We start from the raw sequence: 16055 nt of genomic DNA on the forward strand, positions 1-16055 counted from the left end.
ATAAATACCTATTTTTGATATGGTAATAAAGTTCCTTTTTTTTTTTTTTTTTATTTCCAGTAAGATTTTAATTGTAAATATATAGTTTGTTTACCATAACGTGTACTTGGTAAGGGACTGAGGTAGCGTCAAAAGTTCTATGAAAAACCCACACAGACCATCCCATCGAGCATCGTGAGGCATGTGGGGAGCCGGATTCGTCCTTGGCCAACACCCGCCACAAAGGTGCGAAAGGGTTGTCAAGGGCGACGGGGACAAAAAAAGTTAGGCCGCCTCTTGTTGGAGAAACGCTTGTGCCATGGCGATGAACTTCGTCCACCGGGCCGGCATATGCGGCAGCTCGGCGAGCTCCGGAATGACGACCGGGACCCGGCCTTCGAGCGCGCTATGCGGGCGCAGAAAGTTGAAATACGCCACAAACAGCGTCACAAAGGACACCGAGCCCTCTTCCGCGCCGAACCCATGGGTCGGGCGGCAGTTGCCTTTAAAGGTCCGGTTGAATCGCTCGATGATTGGCTTGAGTGGACGGAACTCTTCGGACACCGGGTCCTCATGGGCCAGCCCGATCACCTGGCGGATGTCAAACGAAATCCCGTGATGGGCGAAGAAGTGCTGCGCCAGCAGGTAAATGGGATTGCCGTCGACGACGAACGACAAGTCGTCCGGGATGGATGGCCGCTTCCGCAAGACATCATTGATGGCCTTGATGGCCGAGAGCGTGTCCCGATTGGGCGAGACGCGATACGACAGCACGATCTTTTTGACGGCATCGAATAGAAAGAACATGTAATGCCAGCGCCCTTTGACGCGAATATACGTCTCGTCTCCGCAGAACGATCCGGACAGCTCGTACGGGAATCGGTCGACAAAGGGCTTGATCCAAAGCGCGGCGCTGTTGGCGTAGTTGAGCACCGTCTGATGGGAGATCGACACGCCGTGGATATCCTTCATGGCGGCTGCCGTCATGCGGGAAGACATTCCAAAGTTGACATGGTACGTCAACACCAGCCCCAGAATGTGCGGCGACACAGCCAGCCGGGACAAATCGACCTTCGGCTTGATGGGTGACGAGGAAGCCAACGGTAGAAAGTCAAACAAGAACTCTCGAAACCAATACCGCACCTTGAAGGCTTGAGGATCCTGTTTGAAACGTTGGCGCTCCTTCTTCGTCATCCGTCGAAGGTTGGCCCGGTAAAACGGGCAAGCGTTGTTCTTGCACTTATAGATGTTGTATTCTTTGCGTTCCTTGATTTTTTCCAGCGTCTTTTTGCAGTGCGGGCAGCGAAAGACCGCTTGCTTGGTGAACCGATTTCGGTGGTTGAACCGGCACTGGCACACTTTGCATTGGTATTGCCCTTTTCCGCCGTTATTGGCGTACAGGTAAGAAGAGGGAGCCTGGCAGCGAGGGCAGGTCAACGAATCCGGAACACGGTGTTTCGCCTTCGCGCGGCGCTGGATGGGCCGCAAAGGACGTCTGTGCTGGGCTTCGTAGTCCGCCAACAGCTTCCGGTAATCAAGGGTTTCCGGCACATCGATGATCGGAAGGTCATCGACTTGAAGTTTCCGGTACGGTTTTTGGATGGGTTCGTCCAAGTCCTCGAGATTCAACGATTTTCCCAATATCACACCCATCTAATACACGATAATTTGATATTGGGTCTTGATTATTTCAAGCAAATAGGCTAATCATTGAGGTAACAAAGCTTGTCACTCCTTTGTTTTGGCTGTTGGGTGTCGTTACCTCAATGATGGCGGAAAACAACGGGGGTGGTAAGCTTTTTTTGTTCAACCGTTGAAACCCAAGGAAAAACCGTGAGTGTGGAGGATAAACTTTTGACAATACCTGTATCCGATGGGGAGGGCTGAAAGCGTGATGAGCCAGTTGGCGTATCGGGTGAAATACCGCCGCAGTTGGACCGACAAGGGACTCAGGGCGTTTTTCAAGGCAATGATTGCCCGGATGGATGGGATTCGTCTTTTCGGACGTCGTTTCGGAGAAGGATCGTCGCATCCGGCGGAGGAAACGACATCCACTAAACAGACGGTCGTGAACAAGGCGAAACAACGCGTCCGCCGTCTTTGGCCTGAGATCACGCGGAATAACGTGCCATATTTAAAGCAATCGTCCGGGACACCGATCTATCATGCCCTGTCTGAACTCAAGGCATGGTAAAAAAAAGGTATACATATCGATCTGCCATGGCAAGGGATGAGAATTCAAAAGCGCTTACGGACTAAATTCAAAAAATGGTTTGCCAACCTATGATTTACACCTGTTTTCAGCGAATCAAAAAAGTTTCCACAAAGTCTTGACTGACTCTTAGTAATGATCCTGCTTGACATTTTTGAAAATATAATTACTAAAATTCAAAAACATCAAAAATCATAGAGCAGATGTATTTTCATGAGTGGAAAAATCATAGTTCGACAAATGGGATAGCTGTAATAATGGTTTGACCTGTTTAATATGTTTGGACCACTGATCAAGGGATGTTCACTTACAGAAAGCTGATCTGAAATCAGAACAAACAATGATCCCTACAACAGATGAGAAAAATGCTACGACATTTATCTCCCACTGATACACATGTAACGTAAAGAGATGCTTATGATTGTCGATGAACTCATTCAGCAAAAGTGAGGATCAACTTATATCCTTTGTGGAACAAGCGAAATCTTGCATGGGTTAAATCTGTGCATGGAATCGGAAAGAATGTTCAAGCCTTTATTCGAAGAATCAACCAGAACCCAGAACGAACGATCGATCATTTGTGAATTCAATTTTGTCTTCATGGGCAGTCATGGCGCCGGGAAATCACGAAAGTTTCGGGAAATGGAAATATAGACGGGTGAGGCAAGGAAACAAGAAGTTGAGGTTACACCTGGTGTGGGGTGCTCGTGCCATGGCCCGAACGAAAAACACCCATTTATCCGTGAAGTATCATCGGATCGCTAAACGAAGAGGAGTAAATCGGGCGAGTATCGCTGTGGGAAGAACGATGTTACAAATCCTCTACGTCATTTTAACCAGAAAGGAACAGTATAGAGGTATAGAGAGTTTGGAAACCTACTACTGGGATTGGTAGCGAGAAACGAACCTAGTGTGTCAAACGATGAAGCAATTTAGGGGGATAGGGTATCAAGTGAAACTGGAAAAAACGAGTGCGCATTATCGGTAAACCATATATACTGAAATTCTTTCTTTTAAAACCTACTTCTAATGGTTAGGTAGAGATCGTTCTTGTCTTTTTCGAGTTTTCAGGGTAGGAGGAGAGCAATTATTGGATATTAAAAATGATTTGAATCATTTTTTTGAGTATACTTCTTACCAAAATGCTTATGGACTTTTATACAGCCAAAAAACAGGAAAACAGGTTGCATTTTTAAAGTCCATGCTTGATACTCTTCCAAAAGAGAGTAAAATACTTGATTTATGTTGTGGTAACGGAAGACATCTTTTTTCTATTAGAAGACTAGGCTTTGATGTTATTGGCATAGATTCACATTACGAAACAGTAGCCAAAGTCAAGGAAACCGATCCCGCTGCTAATATTATGTTCTGCGATGCACGTTTTATGAATTTTATTGAAGTCTTTGATTTAGTCTACTGTTTAGAAACATCTATTGGTTACTTTAACGATGAAGAAACCATTAAAATTTTCGGTAAAGTTTATAATTCTCTAAAATATCAAGGGATATTTATTGTGCATGTTTTTAACAGGGAGTTGTTATTGAAATATTTTGAGGACAGTTCATATTTTTATGATATTTTCCACCAGCCAATTTTTGAAAGCAGGGAAATCGATTTATTAAATGGACTATTAAAAATTAGACAAAAAAGAAATAATAGCAATATAAAAGAATACCACCTTGATTTACGAATTTATACTGCTGTTGAATTAAAAAATATGTTAAGTACTGTTGGTTTTAAAATAAGCAATGTTTATGGTGATTTTGATAAATCACCGTTTTCAATTAATAGCCCTGAGTTAATTATTATTCTAAAAAAGGAAGGATAGAAATGTATAAAAAATATCGCAAATCACGTTACACAATTAAACATGAGACTCAAGAAGGTACTTTAATCTTATTTAACACTTTTTCTGGAGCTATAGCAACAATTGAAGATGTAAAAACAAAAGAAAAGGTTAAAACTATTTTACGGGAGGGGTTATTATGTGAACCTGCAAATGAATTAGAAACAGAGTTAATTAATCAACATTTTTTGGTACATCATTCAACCGATGAAAATCGATTAGTAGATTTAATGAGAGATATGGAAAAAAATCGAAAGGATCACTATGAATTAATTTTATATTCTACAGAAGAATGTAATTTTAGGTGTGTTTATTGCTTCGAGAAATTTTTAAGGGGGGAAATGCCGAAAGAAATTCAACAGGCTATTATTAAGCATATTTTACGAAAAGCACCTCATATTAATAGTCTAAATATTGCTTGGTTCGGCGGGGAGCCATTAGAAGGTGTAAATGTAATTAGGAATATTAATAAAGAAGTTAAAGAAATATCTAAAAAATTCGGATTTACATTCAACTCTGGAATTACAACAAATGGATACGAACTCGATGAAAATCTATTTCGTGAATTGGTAGATTTGAATATTATCCAATATCAAATCACTTTAGACGGGCCGAAAGATACGATGATGTATAAAAGTTTGTGTAAAGCATTTTGCTAGAACAAAAGAAAAAAGGTAGGGTATTCTCTGATTGGACCAAAAATCTTAGAGAAAGGAGTACCCTACCTATGTCTAAAAGAAGTATACCGAATGCCGACTGGGCAAATCAACTGGAAAGTGTCATTCGTCAGTTTGTGAAGGAAAAATTAGAGCTGATTATGCGGGAAGAAATCAAACATTTCCTCGAAATCGAACAGGCTGGAACGCCGAATATGAGAAACGGCTACTATCAGCGAAATCTAGATACGCAATATGGCCGGATTGAGGGTCTTTTGGTTCCAAGAGACCGAAACGGGGAATTTCAAACACAGTTGTTTGCCCCTTATCAACGCCACACCGGCTGGCTGGAGGAAGCCATCATTAGGATGTATCAAAGTGGCATGAGTACACGGGAAATTGGCAAGTTTATCGAACGAATTCTAGGAAATGCTTATTCTCCAGCGACGATCAGCCGTATTACCGATGTCGTGAAAGAAGACATCGAGAAATGGCACCATCGTCCACTATCCAAACGTTATTCTGTCTTATATTTGGACGGCTTGTACGTGAAACTTCGCCGCGATACGGTAGAGAAAGAAGTCATTTATGTGGTGTTAGGAGTGAATGAAGAAGGGTATCGAGAAATTCTGGATTTCTTCGTGGGAGGACAAGAAAGCGCCTATGTATGGCAGGAGATTCTTCAACAACTATACAACAGGGGCGTAAAGGAAGTGCTTCTGGGCGTCTTCGATGGACTACCGGGGTTGGAGGAAGCCTTTAAGGCGGTTTATCCGAAAGCCGATGTGCAGCGTTGTGTCGTTCACAAAGTCCGCAACACGCTCCATCGTGTTCGGAAAAAAGACCAATTCGAAGTGGCCGAGGATCTCAAGCTGATTTATCGCGCGCCGAATAAGGAGATGGCGTTACAAATGTTTCAACAGTTTGAGTCGAAATGGTCCAGCAAATATCCAAGAGAAGTTCAATCTTGGGCCAATGAGTTGGATGTCCTCCTTACATTTATGGATTATCCAAGCAGTATTCGAAGTGTGATTTATACGACCAATGCCATCGAACGAACGATCAAGGAAATTCGGAAACGTCTAAAGCCGATGAACAGTTTGAGCAGTTTAGAAGCCGCTGAAAAAATCGTGTATTTGACGATTCAAGATTTTAACGAGAAATGGGCAGGAAGAAAGTTACGAGGATTTGCCGAAGCGCATGAAGCTCTTCAACGAATGTTTGAAGAACGTTATTGTTAACCAAATATTGTAAATAAACAAAATAAGGGGATTCTCCCTTTCCACACAAGAGACTGAATATTCAGTCTCTTGTGTGGAGAAAATCAGTCCCCTATCAATTCAAATCCATTTCAGAGAAACCCTACCCCATTTACATTACACAAAATTCTTGACGGTACCAAAGATACCCATGATACACATAGAATACTTAAAGATGGTGGTCCTACTTTTGATCGTATTATAAACAATTTAAAAAGTATTCAAAAGACTGATTTAGAGTTTAAAGTTTTAATCCGCTCAAATTTCGATAAAACCAATAAGGATAGAATGCAAGAATTAATAGAACTGCTTTCAGAGTTTTTGAATGGAGATGAACGTTTCCAATTATATTTTAAACCTGTGCAGAATTATGGTGGAACATCTGCTAAAGATCTACCACTATATGATCCAAAAGAAAGTTTTAAAGTTATGAGTGAGGTTCAAAAACGAGCACATTGTTATTTTCCGACCTCCACTGAATTGCTAAGTTCCCTTGACCCAATGGGAAGTGTTTGTTACGCTGGTCTTCCGAATAGTTTTGCGATTGGGGCAGATGGAACTATTTATAAATGTACTTTAGAATTAGATGAGCCTCTGAATCAATTAGGGAAAATTAGAGGAGACGGAACTTTTGATATTGATGAAGATAAACTTACCTTATGGATAACGGCAGATGCGAAAGATGATAGGCAATGTAACTCTTGCATTTTAAAGCCAACTTGTCAGGGAATGCATTGTCCACTAATTAGAATTAAAGAACAAAGGAGTCCTTGTCCACCTTTAAAGAAGGGAATTCGAACAGCCCTTGAATTAGTTACTGTTTACGCTGGAATAGACATAAAAAACGATTAGTTGTACTGATATACCTTATTTACCAAGCTTCATACCATGTAATCTTCAAATGCATGATTAATTTAGCTTTTCCGTGAAAATGCAGCGCCTTGAGCAGTCATTTTCATGCCGGGTGGAGGGCAAAGCGCGCTGCCCATGGATCTTTTCCGTGAAAATGCACGTGCTTGGATTGGTCATTTTCATGCCCGGGTGGAGGGCAAAACGTTGCCCATGGATCTTTTCCGTGAAAATACGCACACCTTGATTAGTCATCTTTATGCCTGAAAGGAGGTGAGATAAATGAAATTGATCAAGAGGAAAAAAGTGGCTGATTTGACAGAAAAGAATATAATTATAAACCTGAGATGTAGTTGCTCGTAGTCAAACAATTTGATCTTTGTAGTCAGAATAATGATAATGCTTATTTTGTTCTCAAAAAGTCTGGAAAAGTCTTTTTGAGAACTCACATTTCGCACCCTCTCGGCAAAAATCGAGAGGATTTTTTTGTTCCGCCTCACATTTCGCACCCTCCCGACGAAAATCGGGAGGATTTTTTCATTCCGATGTCGAATGAATCCTTGACACACAAGGAACGTAAAGGAGTTTTTCTCTCATGAATGTGAAAGTCAAAGGGGTCTATCGTAATGATTATTTGAATATAATAAGTGTTCTAGTCAAAAAACTGGACCTCCCCCACTTGATTGACCATCCTGTGCCCGTCGATCCACAGTGCCAAACGCGAGTCAGCGATGCCGTTCAGGCCATCCTTTACAATCTATTTGACGGCCGGCAAGCCCTTGTTCACTTAGAACGATGGGCTCAGGAGATCGATCTAGAGAAACTCATTCGTCCCGGTCTCCATCCTTCCTGGTTGAACGACGATGCCTTGGCCCGTCATCTCGACCGCTTGTATGAGGCCGATATTCACAAGGTCATCAGCACTTGCTTGATTCACATTTATCACAAAGAAGGCCTTTCCCTCCGAGCCTTTCACGCCGATACGACAGACAAGACGGTTTACAGAGCCTATGAATCGGCCTCGTTAGAGGCTCTGCAGATCACACATGGCTACAACCGCCATCAGCATTGGCAAAAACAGATCGGCTTCGGACTGGTCGGCAACGAGGATGGCATCCCGTTTTACGGCGATGTGCACGACGGCAACCTGTCTGATAAAACATGGAATCCCGAGGTGCTGTCCCGTGTCCATGAACAGCTGAAGCAAGCCCACCTCGACGACGAATGGATTTACGTGGCCGATTCCGCCGCGATGACAAAAGACACCTTGGCGCAGACGAAAGCCGCCAACGCCTTTTTGATCACCAGAGGCCCTTCATCGCTCCGGATCGTGAAACAGGCGCTCGCGGAGGCCGATTCGCCTCACATCACGTGGAGTAAACCCTTTACCCTAGCGGAGAGAAACGGCGCCACGCATCGGGTATGGGAAACGGCCTCGACCTATGAAGGCCACTCGGTTCGGCTGATCGTCGTCGAATCGAGCGCGCTCGACCAGCGCAAAGGAAAAACGCTCGAAAAAGAGCGGGCGAAAGAAGCGGAGCTTCTTCGCGAGGAACAAGAGCGTTGGGAGCGCCATCCCTTCTCCTGCCGGGAAGACGCCGAACAAGCCTTGACATCCCTCAAGGCGTCCCTTCGCCCCCGGTTTCATCGGGTCAACGCCGCGGTCAAAGAGATCGTGCGTCCGAAAAAACGGCGCGGACGGCCAAAAAAGGGGCGGAGCCCGAGACGGAGACGCTGTACACCCTTCACCTAAACGTCGAATTCAACCAACCGACATGGGAACAGGCAAGACGGAAAGCGTCCCGGTTTGTTCTCGTCACGACCGTTCCGAAGGAATGGAAGGGCCAACCCATGGATGCCCAAGAAATCTTGAAGCTGTATAAAGGGCAAATCTCGGTGGAAATGAACTTCGCGTTTTTGAAAGATCCGTTTTTCACAGATGAGATTTACGTCAAAAAACCGGAACGGGTCGCCGCATTGGGCTATTTGTTTCTGTTGGCCCTAGCGATTTACCGCGTTTTTCAGCGCCGGGTGCGCCAGTTCATCACACCCGAACACCCGTTAAAGGGCGCGGGAGGCCGCAAGTTGACACGGCCAACGGGACAGGCGATTTTTCAGCTGTTTCAATATGTGAACGTCATCCTGCTGGAGCTGCCAGACGGGCGCATCCAACGCGCACTCGATCGCCCCCTCAACCCGGACCAGCGAAGGATTCTGCAGGGATTGGGCATGGATGAGAGCATCTACGTGTAACGTGATACGGAACGACTAGCGATGGTAAAAAAAGGATTGCCATCGCTCGTCGTGTTGGTCAAAAAGTTATTCTGAAAAACTAAATAAAAAATCCTTTGTTTGGACTCTGTTAAGGTGCGAAATGTGAGTTAGATGAACTAGGATTTATTCCGTTTCATAAAGATGGGGCAGAATTGTTGTTCAGTTTAATTGCCGAGTGTTACGAACAGACGAGCATTATTGTCACATCGAACTTGGAATTTGGACAATGGAACACCATATTTGGGGATAAGCGTTTAACGGCCGCCATCATTGACCGATTGGTGCACCATGCCCATATTCTCACCTTTACGGGGGAAAGTTATCGATTGCGGCACGCTCTATCTAAAAAGAACCGATAAAATACGGGAACTGGCAAGGTTGTGCACAAATTCACCGCCATATTGTGTATTTTTTACTTGCCAAACACAGTCATTCCATGAGTCGGTTATTCCTCGTCCTCAATTTTGTAACTTAACAACACAAACACATACTTTCCTCGTTTGAAACGATCTTCTTCTTTTAAGGCTTCTTTCACTTTAGAGGGTAATTCCCGATTGTTCCCTCCCAACTGATGAAAGAGATGATGATGGGTGTGCAGCCATTCCTCTCCGGTCATATGATGGTAAGAGATGCTTAGTTCCACATGATGTTGATATTGGTTTAATTGCTTGTTTTCCTCCAATTCTTTTTCCAATAACGAGAGCCCTGTATAAACAGTATTTTTTAATTCTTTCATGAGCTCTGATTTGCTTTCTGACATCATTTTTTCATTCAGCATCACATTTGTATCGATGTCGTTATTTCTACGATAGGATTTTTCAATTAAATTTCCGACCTGCTTTTCGCCTGCAACCTCTAATAAGCCGTATTCCTCTAACTTTTTGACATGATAGTATAGCCTCGATGGTTTTTCATTTAATTTTTTCGCTAGTTCCTTCACCGTTAAGGCTTCGTTTTTCGTTAAGTCCAAAATTTTGTTTCGTTTTGGGTTAATCAAGATTTTGGCCAATTCCAAATCACTTAATTCTTTCATCCTTCTATGCTACTCCTTTCTGTGTTGAATGCAACTTGGCTCAATTGTCGATATCCTTGGAAGAGTGGATAAGTACAAGTTGTCAGTACGAGCAAGATGCCGCTCGTTGCGGTTGCGTAAACACTTCCGATCACATCGGCATACCAACCGCCTATCATGATTCCTAGCATTATGGGAAAATTGGAGAACGTCGTCATTAAAGCAGAACCGCTACCTCTTAATTCTTGCGGCACAATAGAGATAAACAAACTATTAATCGGCACATTCACCAACGCATTCAATACTCCTACCATAGTACACCAAGTATAGAGAGGAAAATCCCCCCAATTATGGACGAACACGTTCAAAGGCACAATACCCGCCATCCATACGCCAATAAGCATCATTCCTATCCATAATAATCGATTAGCTGGGATGGTTTGAAGCAACTTTGGTCCAAGTAAAGAACCTAAAATCGCTCCCACCCCTATGCTTGCCTCCAGAAAACCGAAGTGAGAAGGAGAGACATGAAAATGATGCAATAAAGCGCTGACAAGATTTGTATTCAAAATACCGATCACGAAGGATAATGGAATCATCATGAATAAGAAAAAACGCAAGATAGGTAACAGAAAAATGTCTCGGTATCCAGTCAAAGCATCCAGCCAATAACCGCTCTTTTTCTGCTTATGATGAAGGTATTCTTTAAACTTGATGCTCCAAATCAAAATGGCCGAAAGGAGAAATGTAGCGGCGTTAACCATAAAATTGATATCGTATCGTTCACTTAAAAGAAAAAGTCCCCCAATGGCCGGTGCAATTATTTGCATAGCCGATGCTGTTCCATTTGATAGCGCAATCGCCTCTGGAATTCGTTCCTTTGGGATAATGGACGGAACGATGGAAGATTGGGCAGGTACAAATAGCGCTGTCCCGATCCCATGCAATCCCAACAAAACGAGCAAGATGATGGGGGAGTGTGCAAAGGCAGCCATGCAAAGAACGATGATCATTCGATACAGGTCAGAGAACACCATCAGCCGCCGCTTAGAAAATCGATCAACAAGAGGACCGAATACTAAGCTCAAGACAGCAGTTGGGAACAATTGGACGAATATAACCATTCCGATGAGCAAAGAATGGCTGGATGACTTTCCGATGAGGTAAATGAGCGCTACCCTTGTTATGCCGTCGCCCAAATAGGATATGACTTGAGACAGCCACATGCGTAAATATAGACGATGATCAGATAATATAGAGAACATGGATCCACCACCTTTTTGTTCATCAAAATAAATTTTAATGGTAAAAAAATATTTTGTCAATAACCTTCAGTCTACTGGAGTGATTGAAGACTTTAGTCGGTTCATGAAAAAGCGGTTTTATACTTTTAAACCATTCATTGTTTTCATGAAACATTCAGTGTTCGAATCAATACAGGCAGGGGAGACCCAATGATTCTACTCATCAACTGTAGATGAGCATTTTTCATTACAATAATTTCCATGGTTAGAGAGACAAACAGGGTACCCCTTACGCGATACGGAGCTGTTTTTTGATCACATCAATGGGAATATCTTGCTTTGCGGCGTCATAAATGAACTCTATGACGCTATGGCCTTTCCGCGATCGAAGAAGCTCCAATCCGGTGGAGAGGTCTTGCTGGGATTTCGCTATGCTGTACACGCAGGCCAAGAGCACCACCGCCCAATACCGTTTCACCGCCCGAATGTGGCGGACGCGGTATTCATCCAGCTTCAGTTGATCTTTCGCCTGTCGGAAAAAGCATTCGATTGTCCAACGCTGGGCATAGTAACGCAAGATGTCTTCATCGCCTAGCTCCCGGTCGGTGCTCAAGACGCAATGGAGATGTTCCGGTGTCATCGGCTGATCCGCCTTCCAAGCCAGCAGCACCACCGCGTCATCGAGGCCATGGATCGCCCCCTCATAGCGATACACGCGGTAACGCTCCTTCCCCACCGTGACGAGGCGGGTGTCTTGGGGCTCGATATAGCGAGCCAACTGCTTGGCTTGGACGGCGACGCCATTCGGATAAAGAATCCGGTTCGTCTTGAGCATCGCGATGATGTAAATTATCATTTTATTTCAGCACAAAACACCCATTTTTTTGCACATTCTTTCAGAAAGCCCTCTCCCCTTTTCTGAAGGAATGTGCTAAATTTTTTGTGAATTGTTTCGGACAAAGATTTCCATTCGTTTCAAGGAGAGGGGGGAGGAAGTGTGATCCAGTTTCACGACTTTGGCATTGACATTCAAACGTATACGGATCGTGGGAAAGGGAACGATTTTCCCGACGTGAACCAATGCCCGCACTGTCCATCCCGCCGCCCCTTGCACCGTCACGGATACTACCAACGCTATGCGTTGACGGCAGAGGGGGAGTATCTGTTTTTTGCAAGCAAAAAATGCAGAGAAGTGCAAGAAAAAATACATAGGCTTGCCAGCTCAAGACTTAAGGTTCCAGACCGGGGGAAGAGGACGGCTGGATCGCGGAGAGAGCGTTCCGCAGTCGATAGCTCTCTCCCGTAAAGGCCAGGATGTGGGCATGGTGAACCAAGCGATCCACCAGCGCAGCTGTCAAGCGGTTGTCCCCAAACACCCGATTCCACTGTCCAAATTCCAGATTCGACGTCACGATGACGCTTTTTCGCTCATAACAGTCGGCGATAATATGAAACAACAGCTCCGATCCTTGCTTTTGAAACGGCACATAGCCGAGTTCATCCAATATCAACAGTTCGCACGCATCGATGCTTCGTTTCAGCCGCCCGAGCGTGCCATTTTTCAATGCCTCTTCCAGCTGGGCGACGAGATCCGCGACGCGGAAAAACCGAACCTCATGGCCTTGTTGGCACGCCTGGATGCCGAGCGCTGTGGCGAGATGGGTTTTTCCTGTCCCGGGCGAGCCTAAAAGCAGAACGTTTTGCTTTCGCTCCAAAAAGCGAAGGTCACACAATTCCTTCTTCGATGTCGTGGTCGGCCAGTGGATGTGATCCGACCATTCGTAATCCTTCAGCCATTTCAACTCCCGAAACTTGGCTTTCTTGATCAGCCGGGCCTGTTTCGCCTGCTGGCGGCACGACAGCTCCAGCGCCAATACATCCCGCAAAAACTGTTCTTTCGTTTCGAACATCACCTCCTCGAATCGATCCGCGATATAGGCCAAATGCAGTGCTTTACAAATCTCTTTCACCTCTGCTCTCATCCCTGGACACCCCCTTCCCGAACAGGATGAAGACGTTGATCATACACCGTTAAGTCCGTTTCATAGTCGATCAGGACGGAAGGGGTGTACGATTCTTTCCACTTGGCCGGGTAATGGGATTGCTCGGCTTCCATCAACACCCCGATTTCATGAGGAGCCAAGTCCCATCGCTGGTTCTCATCGAGCCACTGGGCGATTTCATAAAGCGTGCAACGATCCAACAGCGCTCGCAGCCCTTTCAAACGGGCCGCCACCTGGGGCGGGGTGCCAGCCAGATACGTTCGGATCGCTTCCGGCAAGTACGCCCGGTATCGGGAATGCCCGACAACCCGGGGTTTGGTCTCCCACTCAGCGAAAATCTCTTTCCAAGGGATCTCGCGTTTCACGTTCGTATACGGCCTTGGCGCTTCAAGATGGACGTCTCCATCGGAAGAGAACACAACGAAACGATTCCATTCTTTCTTCACCAACACCCGGTTGGGGACGGACAGGCCATGGACGACGAACGCCTTCCCATCCACCATCACTTCTCCGTACTTATTCACGTAAGCGTGATCGAGGGAGAAGATCGGAAGATCTTGTTCCGGCAACGCCAACAGCTCCGGTTGCTCTTCTTGCCATAGTTCCTCGATCCACCGCCCCTTTTCATAATGAGGACGGTTTCGGTCCTCGACCATCTTGCGATGCAGCCACTCCACCAGCTCCGGATCCGACTCCATCAATGGAGCGGGGATGAAACAAAGGTTGCGAGTGTAATAGACTTTTCGCTCCGCATTTCCTTTCTCATGTCCACTGTATGGATTGCACACTTGTACATCAAACCGATAGTAGAGTTGAAATTTCTCAAAAGCCTCGGTGAATCGGCGTTCTCCCCCTTTTCGAATCGACACAATGGCCGCGGACAAATTGTCAATGCGCAATGCCTTTGGCACTCCCCCAGCCTGACGAAACAGCTGCGTCAACCCATGGAGGAAGCATTCACTGTTTTCCACCGGCAGCGGATAAGCAAACGCAGCGTTGCTATAGGGAAAGCTCATGATCAAAACCGATCGCTCTTCTTCCTTCCCCTCCTTCGTCACAACCGTCATCTTCCCGAAATCCACCTGCGCCTCGCCTGGCGGGTGCTCCAGTCGTTCATAGCGCTGTTCTTTCGTAACTATTCACCCCAGTGCTAGTGTATAAAAAAGCCCAGCACAAATAGGGCATTTCGGTCATAGAAAATGCCCTAGGTAGCGGAAAGAACTCGATCGATCGTTTCGCCTGCCAACAGAAGACATAACGAATCCCACACGTTTTTTTCGTGTTTCGTCAGTGTGGAAACGATGCTTCTTGCGATGCAAAACGACTGCGCGAATGTTTCTTCGCGAAACGTACCCGAAATGTTCTCTTTGACTTTGACCATGCGAAGATCGCGTTCGGCTTGGTTGTTATCAAAGGGAACATGTACTTCACGTAAGAAACGCAGCGCTTCTTCCTTTCGTTTTTGAAGGCGTCGAACAAAAGCGAGTGCTTTTTTCGGAAGAGGCGTCATCGTTTCTAATCGGTGTTGTGCTCTTTCTAGGATGCGATCATACACTCGTTCCCACCGTCTCGCTTCTTCTTCGGAAAGTGCACCGTGATGGGCTTCGACGGCTTGCTTGGCGGCTAACAGAAACGTGGTCATGCGCATCGCCCACGTATGCCCCTGTTCGATGAATCCTTTTAACTCACGCAAATGGTGGGCATGACAAAGGGCATGGGTGGCATGTGTGTATTTCGGATACGTACCGAACGCATCGTGCATCATCGTCCCTTCATATCGGGGAAGAATCCCGATATCATCGGTCGCTTTTTTTCCACGAGAAGCGTGAGGAGCCAAGTATGTATATCTCGATGTACACGCGACATGCACCCATGCGAGTTTCCCATTGATGCGCAAACTCGTTTCATCGACATGCAGGATGTTGGATTCAAGTAAGGCGTCTTCGATGATGTCCATATTTGATTCCAACGATTCGCGTCCTCGTTTCACCATATTGGCAAGAGTTCCCGTACTAATCGAGTGTTGATATAACGCTTCGATTGTATCACTTAAACGCTTGTACGGGATCAATTGGATATGATGTAAATAAACAACGAGCGCCGTGAGCCGTGGACCGTATTGCACATGATTCGTGACATGGGATGGGAATTCGGCTTGTTGCACGCATCGACAATGTGGACACGATTTCACTTCACGTTCATGTTGTGTCACCTCGATCGCCACAGGAGGGACATCAAACACTTGACGGATATCGACTTTGAACGGTTTGACTTCACGCAAAGAAGCTCCACATCCTTGACACGTATGCACACGGTGGACGACACGATGATGTGGACGTTCCACTTGACGGAGCGTCGTTCCTTGATGTCCTTCTTGTCCGCCTGGCTTGTTGCCAGATGGTTGACGAGAAGAACGTGTGTTGGCAAAACGGTCAGAAGATGGGGGCAAATGGCTATTAGAGCTGTTTTTTTTCGTGCGTGCTTCCAGCTCTTGAACGCGATACTTGAGTTGTTCATTTTCTTTGCGTAGCTGTTTGTTTTCTTTCAACAGTTGCTCAATGACTTGTTGTTGGTGAGTAATGAGCTGCTTTTGTTGTTGGACTTTGCTGATTAAGCTTTCAACTGTAAATACAGCTTGTTGTACCGTCAACATGCGATTCACCTCCTTGTCTATCAATATTCACATCATGGACAGGAAAAGCAAAAAATATTCAGCTCACT

The 16055-nt window shown here is 45.3% G+C and carries 9 protein-coding genes and 6 pseudogenes; 8 read left to right on the forward strand and 7 right to left on the reverse strand.

Going from position 1 to position 16055, the window contains the following annotated elements:
* Window positions 1-264: 264 nt before the first annotated feature.
* Window positions 265-1677 (reverse strand): annotated as a pseudogene (locus tag CWI35_RS13330) (DDE-type integrase/transposase/recombinase).
* Window positions 1678-1843: 166 nt separating this feature from the next.
* Between CWI35_RS13330 and CWI35_RS13335 the strand changes: the two are divergent.
* The 7 genes and pseudogenes from CWI35_RS13335 to CWI35_RS13375 all read left to right on the forward strand — a co-directional run.
* Window positions 1844-2173 (forward strand): annotated as a pseudogene (locus CWI35_RS13335) (UPF0236 family transposase-like protein); the annotation flags it as partial.
* 1108 nt (window positions 2174-3281) lie between these two features.
* The gene (locus CWI35_RS13340; protein ID WP_021322585.1) at window positions 3282-4019 is read left to right on the forward strand and encodes a class I SAM-dependent methyltransferase; all 738 of its coding nucleotides are present in this window, start codon (window positions 3282-3284) and stop codon (window positions 4017-4019) included.
* 2 nt (window positions 4020-4021) lie between these two features.
* Window positions 4022-4696: a radical SAM protein gene (locus CWI35_RS13345; protein WP_119877842.1), complete on the forward strand. Its 675-nt coding sequence runs from the start codon at window positions 4022-4024 to the stop codon at window positions 4694-4696.
* A gap of 68 nt (window positions 4697-4764) precedes the next feature.
* Entirely contained in the window at window positions 4765-5934 is a 1170-nt protein-coding gene (locus CWI35_RS13350) for an IS256 family transposase (protein WP_119877576.1), read from the forward strand.
* A 69-nt stretch (window positions 5935-6003) separates the two neighbouring features.
* On the forward strand, window positions 6004-6804 hold the full coding sequence (locus tag CWI35_RS13355) for a radical SAM protein (protein WP_162924027.1): 801 nt from the start codon (window positions 6004-6006) through the stop codon (window positions 6802-6804).
* 592 nt (window positions 6805-7396) lie between these two features.
* Window positions 7397-9054: pseudogene (locus CWI35_RS13370) on the forward strand (IS1634 family transposase).
* A gap of 128 nt (window positions 9055-9182) precedes the next feature.
* Window positions 9183-9434 (forward strand): annotated as a pseudogene (locus tag CWI35_RS13375) (ATP-binding protein); the annotation flags it as partial.
* 86 nt (window positions 9435-9520) lie between these two features.
* On the opposite strand, the gene CWI35_RS13380 reads toward CWI35_RS13375, so the two are convergent.
* The 3 genes and pseudogenes from CWI35_RS13380 to CWI35_RS13390 all read right to left on the reverse strand — a co-directional run.
* Entirely contained in the window at window positions 9521-10108 is a 588-nt protein-coding gene (locus CWI35_RS13380; RefSeq protein ID WP_021322671.1) for a winged helix-turn-helix domain-containing protein, read from the reverse strand.
* Complete coding sequence (locus CWI35_RS13385) at window positions 10105-11412, reverse strand: MFS transporter (protein ID WP_128721765.1); 1308 nt, start codon at window positions 11410-11412, stop codon at window positions 10105-10107. Before CWI35_RS13385 ends, CWI35_RS13380 begins: the two co-directional genes overlap by 4 nt.
* Before the next feature lie 208 nt (window positions 11413-11620).
* Window positions 11621-12178, reverse strand: a pseudogene (locus CWI35_RS13390) (transposase); the annotation flags it as partial.
* Window positions 12179-12328: 150 nt separating this feature from the next.
* Between CWI35_RS13390 and CWI35_RS18620 the strand changes: the two are divergent.
* A pseudogene (locus tag CWI35_RS18620) lies at window positions 12329-12488 on the forward strand (DUF6431 domain-containing protein); the annotation flags it as partial.
* A gap of 72 nt (window positions 12489-12560) precedes the next feature.
* Here the strand turns inward: CWI35_RS18620 and istB are convergent.
* The 3 genes from istB to CWI35_RS13410 all read right to left on the reverse strand — a co-directional run bounded on the left by istB (window position 12561) and on the right by CWI35_RS13410 (window position 15987).
* Window positions 12561-13313 carry an IS21-like element helper ATPase IstB gene (gene istB / locus CWI35_RS13400; protein ID WP_021322668.1) on the reverse strand — a complete coding sequence of 251 codons (753 nt, stop codon included), beginning with the start codon at window positions 13311-13313 and terminating at the stop codon, window positions 12561-12563.
* Window positions 13310-14401: an integrase gene (locus CWI35_RS13405; protein WP_240432111.1), complete on the reverse strand. Its 1092-nt coding sequence runs from the start codon at window positions 14399-14401 to the stop codon at window positions 13310-13312. Before CWI35_RS13405 ends, istB begins: the two co-directional genes overlap by 4 nt.
* A gap of 137 nt (window positions 14402-14538) precedes the next feature.
* A complete protein-coding gene (locus CWI35_RS13410; protein ID WP_119877845.1) occupies window positions 14539-15987 on the reverse strand; it encodes an IS66-like element ISGst1 family transposase in 1449 nt (482 codons plus the stop codon).
* Window positions 15988-16055 lie beyond the last annotated feature (68 nt).

It is taken from the genome of [Bacillus] caldolyticus (assembly GCF_003595605.1).
GTDB classification, from domain to species: Bacteria; Bacillota; Bacilli; order Bacillales; family Anoxybacillaceae; genus Geobacillus; species Geobacillus thermoleovorans.

Coding starts and splice junctions, on each gene's coding strand:
- CWI35_RS13410 (WP_119877845.1), bottom strand. CDS start 15,987: ATGTTGACGGTACAACAAGCTGTATTTACAGTTGAAAGCTTAATCAGC.
- CWI35_RS13405 (WP_240432111.1), bottom strand. CDS start 14,401: ATGACGGTTGTGACGAAGGAGGGGAAGGAAGAAGAGCGATCGGTTTTG.
- CWI35_RS13345 (WP_119877842.1), top strand. CDS start 4,022: ATGTATAAAAAATATCGCAAATCACGTTACACAATTAAACATGAGACT.
- istB (WP_021322668.1), bottom strand. CDS start 13,313: ATGAGAGCAGAGGTGAAAGAGATTTGTAAAGCACTGCATTTGGCCTAT.
- CWI35_RS13350 (WP_119877576.1), top strand. CDS start 4,765: ATGTCTAAAAGAAGTATACCGAATGCCGACTGGGCAAATCAACTGGAA.
- CWI35_RS13380 (WP_021322671.1), bottom strand. CDS start 10,108: ATGAAAGAATTAAGTGATTTGGAATTGGCCAAAATCTTGATTAACCCA.